Here is a 5,580-nt window from a genome sequence, read left to right on the forward strand (position 1 = left end):
AAAATAATAGGACACTACCTAATTATTGAATCATAAAGAATAAAAGTTGAAACAAGGAAGGTCAATAGAATGGAAGTAAAATCATTATATCAGCTATTAGCAACCGAAACTTCCTTTACAGAAATGGTAGAGTTAGCAGCGGATATATCTGAAACTCCTATTGCATTCATTAGCTTTAGAGATGATAACTACCTTTGGTTAAAATCTCAAACAGGTATTAATAATAACAAGGATAGATACCTAAATTTTGTAGAAGTAATTCTCAGATCCTCAGAAAAAAACAAAACAAAATTACAGAAAGAAGAAGCAAAATTATTAATTATACCCGATACATTAGCAGATGAAAGAATAGCAAATCATAGCTTAGTAGTATCAGAACCAAAAATTAGGTTTTATGTGGGAATTCCAATTAATATTAACGGCCAACAAATCGGCATTTTATCATTAATGGATTATGTATCTAGAAACTTAACAGAGAAATGTCAAAAACTATTAAAAAAACTAAGTATTCATATTAGTAGTCAAGTAGAATTACAAAGAAAGCTATATAGTTTTAGTGGCAAGTTTATTAAACTACAAAAAATAGTTAACGCCCATCCAGAAGAAAAAATGCTACTTCTGCTAGAAAGAGCGATCGCTGCTAGCAACAATGGCATAGTGATTACTGACAATACCAATCCTCATAATCCAATTATTTACTGTAACCCTGCCTTTGAAAAAATTACAGGCTATTCTAGTCAAGAAATATTCGGCAAAAACTGTAGATTGTTACAAGGTGCTGACACCGATCCTGTCGCATTATCTCAAATTCGCCAAGCCATAAAATTAGAAACAAATTGCTTAGTAGTCGTAAAAAATTACCGTAAAGATGGTACTCCCTTTTGGAACGAATTAGCAATATCTCCAGTCAGAGATAATGATGGTAGTGTTACCCACTTTATTGGTATCCAAACAGATATAACCCAAAAAAAACAAGCAGAAGAAGCGCTGCGAGATAGTGAAGCACGTTATCGACTTCTAACTAATAATTCAACCGATATCATTTCTAGGCAAACCTCAGAAGGTATATATTTGTTCGCTTCTGACGCTTGTCGTCATCTCCTTGGATACGAACCAGATGAATTAGTGGGAAACTGTATATACGATCTATTTCATCCAGAAGACCAGAAATTATCTCAAATTAATATCTCTCAACAACCGGAAGGAGATACCTTCACTCACCGACTGCGCCATAAAAACGACTCTTACATCTGGTTTGAAACCACTTGTCAGAAAATTCAAGATCCAGAAACAGGTCAAGTTATAGAATTAGTAGCAGTTTCACGAGACATCACAGAGCGAAAACGTGCAGAAGCAGCTTTACTAGAGCGAGCGCGTTTATCATCCCTAGAAGCTGAAGTAGGAGTAGCACTCGGAGCAGGAAATTCCCTAAACAGTATTCTGCAACATTGTGCTAAAGCAATAGCCGCAGAATTAGATGTTATTGGTTCAGGAATTTGGACTATTAATACTCAAACCAGTCAACTAGAATTACAAGCATTATCCGGTAACAACTTAAAATTCGACATAGAAAAACATCAAAAGGAATTACTGACCCCAAAAAGCATCTTAACTTCTGAAATTCTCAACTCAGAAGTTGACTCCGATAGCGAACAGCAAATACTGACAAATGATTTTACTATACTGACCTCAGATAGTAGGGTTGTTGGGGTAATGTCTATATGGAGTCAGAAAACTCTTACAGAGTCAGCTAGAGATGTACTTACTTGGGTGGCCAGCGCGATCGCTACTGCTATAGACCGAGTTAGAACCCAAGAACAACTATTAAGTAACCGAGAAGCGTTACTATTTCGCCTCGCCAGTCAAATTAGAGATTCCCTAGACATTGACAAGATATTAGCAACTGCAGTAACAGAAATTAGAAATCTCCTGCAGATTGACCAATGCTGCTTCATCTGGTGCTTATCTGCTCAAATTACTAGCATTGCCGTCACCCATGAAGCTTCTAACCCGAAAGTATCAGTTCAAACCCCAGAATATTCCAGCCAACAGATAACAATTTTATCAGATAAAATTCGGAATCGTGAAATTTTACAACTTGACAATACAAAAACAATCAATCAAAATAAGCTTAAACAAATGCAGGTATATCTGCAACAGTTGGGAGTGAAATCTACATTATTACTACCATTGCAAACTCGCTCTGGTCAAATGGGGGGAGTTATCTGTAACCAGTATAGTAATCATAGACCTTGGAAAGAAAGTGAAGTAGAATTACTCCAAGCAGTAGTAGACCAATTAGCGATCGCCATTGACCAAGCGGAACTTTATGCTCAAACCCGTGCAGCAGCTTTAGCAGCGCAAACCCAAGCACATCATCTCAGTGAAGCTTTAAAAAACCTACAGCAAAAAGAAGCTCAGTTAATTCAACAAGAAAAAATGTCATCTCTTGGTCAAACCGTAGCAGGGGTTGCCCACGAAATTAATAATCCTGTCAATTTTATTCACGGCAATCTCACTTACATTAAAGATTATATACGAGACATTCTCGAATTGCTAAACCTTTATCAAAACTATTATCCAGATCCTGTAGCAGAAATTGAAGACAAAACTGAAGATATAGAATTAGACTTTTTAATGGAAGACTTACCCAAAATTTTGTCTTCAATGGAAATGGGAACCGAACGTATTCGTCAAATAGTTCTATCATTAAGAAACTTCTCCCGTTTAGACGAAGCAGACAAAAAAATAGTAGATATCCATGAAGGTATTGATAGTACCTTGCTAATTTTAGATAACAGGATTAGGTCAAAGGGGAAAGATTCTGGAATTGAGATTGTCAAAGACTATGGTAATTTGCCAAAAGTAGAGTGCTATCCAGGACAACTCAACCAAGTATTTATGAATATCATTAGTAATTCCATTGATGCCCTTGAAAGTAAACTAGAATCAAGGATGATTAAAATTACTACCCAGCTAGACTCAGAAGAAGTAGAAGCAACAAATAGTCAAGATGAAAATCAAAATTTATCTACCTCTGCTCTCAAATATGCTGTTATATCCGTTACAGATAATGGCCCAGGAATGACAGAAAATTTAATTAATCGAGTTTTTGATCCATTCTTTACCACTAAGCCAGTCGGAAAGGGTACAGGTCTGGGCCTTTCCATTAGCTATCAAATTATAGTTGAGAAACATAATGGTATCTTGAAATGCACTTCCCAACCAGGAGNAATTTATCTACCTCTGCTCTCAAATATGCTGTTATATCCGTTACAGATAATGGCCCAGGAATGACAGAAAATTTAATTAATCGAGTTTTTGATCCATTCTTTACCACTAAGCCAGTCGGAAAGGGTACAGGTCTGGGCCTTTCCATTAGCTATCAAATTATAGTTGAGAAACATAATGGTATCTTGAAATGCACTTCCCAACCAGGAGAAAGCACTGAATTTATGATTAAAATTCCCATCAAAGCACCAACAGCTCTCAAATCAATAATTTAGACAGTTTCAGTCTTTCTCTCTGTTTGATTCCAGAGCAATCACCATTACTCGCGTGGACATTATCAAACTCTCAAATTTACTTACAGCAATAATTTAACTCCTGACTCCTGACTTATGAATTATGACTTATGGCTTGAAATATACCTGCCATCAAATTTATAGCGGTTTTCACTTTATGACTACAAAACTTCTTCTTTCTTCCTTCTTCCTTCTTCCTTCTTCCTTCTTCCTTCTTNCAATAATTTAACTCCTGACTCCTGACTTATGAATTATGACTTATGGCTTGAAATATACCTGCCATCAAATTTATAGCGGTTTTCACTTTATGACTACAAAACTTCTTCTTTCTTCCTTCTTCCTTCTTCCTTCTTCCTTCTTCCTTCTTCCTTCTTTCTTCTTCCTTCTTCCTTCTTCCAGAACTCCTTCAGCATCAAAACTTCAAAATTATGAAAAAAACCCTTGACAAATTCCCAGATGTAAGTGCTATTATATTAAATGTTGACGAGATGGGGCGTCGCCAAGCGGTAAGGCAGCTGGTTTTGGTCCAGCCATTCGGAGGTTCGAATCCTTCCGCCCCAGTTAAACTAGATTAACTAACTAAATTAAGACAATCTTTGCCTTAAGCCTTGCTTAAATAATATAAATAGCTGTCAGCTTTCAGAAATTATAGGTTTATAATTTTGAACTTAAAACACTATCAATCCACATCACTAATTAGGGCTTGCTGAATAACTCTTTTAGTAGGGGGGAGGAGTCAGGAGTCAGGAGTCAGGAGTCAGGAGGAATGGGAATTATAGAGTAGGTAGTCAGAAAAATAGTCCCTTAATTTTTCTGCCTCGCGTTACCCCATTTTACGCTCACTTTTTCATATATATCAACTGAAAAGCTGGTACTTTTTCCAGACCTAAAATGGCTCAAACCGTTATATGTCAGTGCTTTGATATTTAATCAGCAAACCCTAATTAAAACAATATATATAGTGGGGGAATTATACCGTAAATTTTTTAGCTGAAAGCTCATAGCTTGTTAATTTCTCAGAGCTATCTATCTTAACTTTTTGGGTTCTACTCTTATCAGCTTACCCCCATTGTCTGTACGATAAACCCATTCATGTTTACCATCAGACAAAACAAGACGCCAACCTTCTACTAATATTTGGCCACAAAGCTCATCATTTTTTGGCAACCCCAAACAAGTATTTGGCCAAGTCTCTTGACTGACTTCATTCACTTTTATTGTTTCAGGGGCAATACCTATTTGATTCCCTAAATCTTGGCGAACAGCATCAACTATATTATTAGGGATTTTTTCAGTTTGATTAGCAAATTTTTNCGCCAACCTTCTACTAATATTTGGCCACAAAGCTCATCATTTTTTGGCAACCCCAAACAAGTATTTGGCCAAGTCTCTTGACTGACTTCATTCACTTTTATTGTTTCAGGGGCAATACCTATTTGATTCCCTAAATCTTGGCGAACAGCATCAACTATATTATTAGGGATTTTTTCAGTTTGATTAGCAAATTTTTCTGCCTCGTCAGGAATTGGTTTACTGAACTTTTTCACATGATCAAAATCCTTATTAATAGAGTTCTGCTTCACAGCAAGTATATGATTTAGAGATTTATTAGTTAGGAAAAAAGGTTGAGATATTTCTGTCTGAGATTCAACTTTAGTCTCTGTTGCAGATTTTAAAAGATTAGCAAACTTATCAGCCTTGGAAGTAATTTTGCCATTTGTCTCTACTTGGGGAGATTGAAGAACTTTTACAGCAGCAATTGCTGTTTCAGTAAGATTTGGATATGCTTCAGCAGCTAAGATTCCAGTTAAAATTAATGCTAGTAAAAAAGGATGAGGCGATTTTTGCTTAACTCGCTCGTTTCCATTTAGTTCATAATTTTTAGAGTTAGATTTCATAATTAAGATCCTTCGATTATTTATAGGTTTACTTATCTATATTAGTTAGATGGGATATTATTCTGGAGCTATCGAATTCGATCTAGGTGGTTTAGATGATTAAGATACAAGTTGAAGTTTGATTTTTTTATGCTTACAGAAATTAATCTATAAATAAT

Annotated in this window: 1 protein-coding gene, 1 tRNA gene and 2 pseudogenes; all 4 read left to right on the forward strand. The window is 35.8% G+C overall.

Annotated features, from left to right (window positions below):
- Positions 1-123: 123 nt before the first annotated feature.
- Positions 124-510: pseudogene (locus tag AFK68_RS45020) on the forward strand (GAF domain-containing protein); the annotation flags it as partial.
- Between the two features lie 66 nt (positions 511-576).
- Positions 577-3,232: pseudogene (locus AFK68_RS45025) on the forward strand (PAS domain S-box protein); the annotation flags it as partial.
- 61 nt (positions 3,233-3,293) lie between these two features.
- Positions 3,294-3,506: a sensor histidine kinase gene (locus AFK68_RS13005; protein WP_371357365.1), complete on the forward strand. Its 213-nt coding sequence runs from the start codon at positions 3,294-3,296 to the stop codon at positions 3,504-3,506.
- Between the two features lie 507 nt (positions 3,507-4,013).
- Positions 4,014-4,085 (forward strand) — tRNA-Gln (locus AFK68_RS13010).
- The last annotated feature ends 1,495 nt before the right edge of the window (positions 4,086-5,580 follow it).

The sequence above is a fragment of the Hydrocoleum sp. CS-953 genome, from assembly GCF_002260545.1.
Classification (GTDB): domain Bacteria; phylum Cyanobacteriota; class Cyanobacteriia; order Cyanobacteriales; family Microcoleaceae; genus Trichodesmium.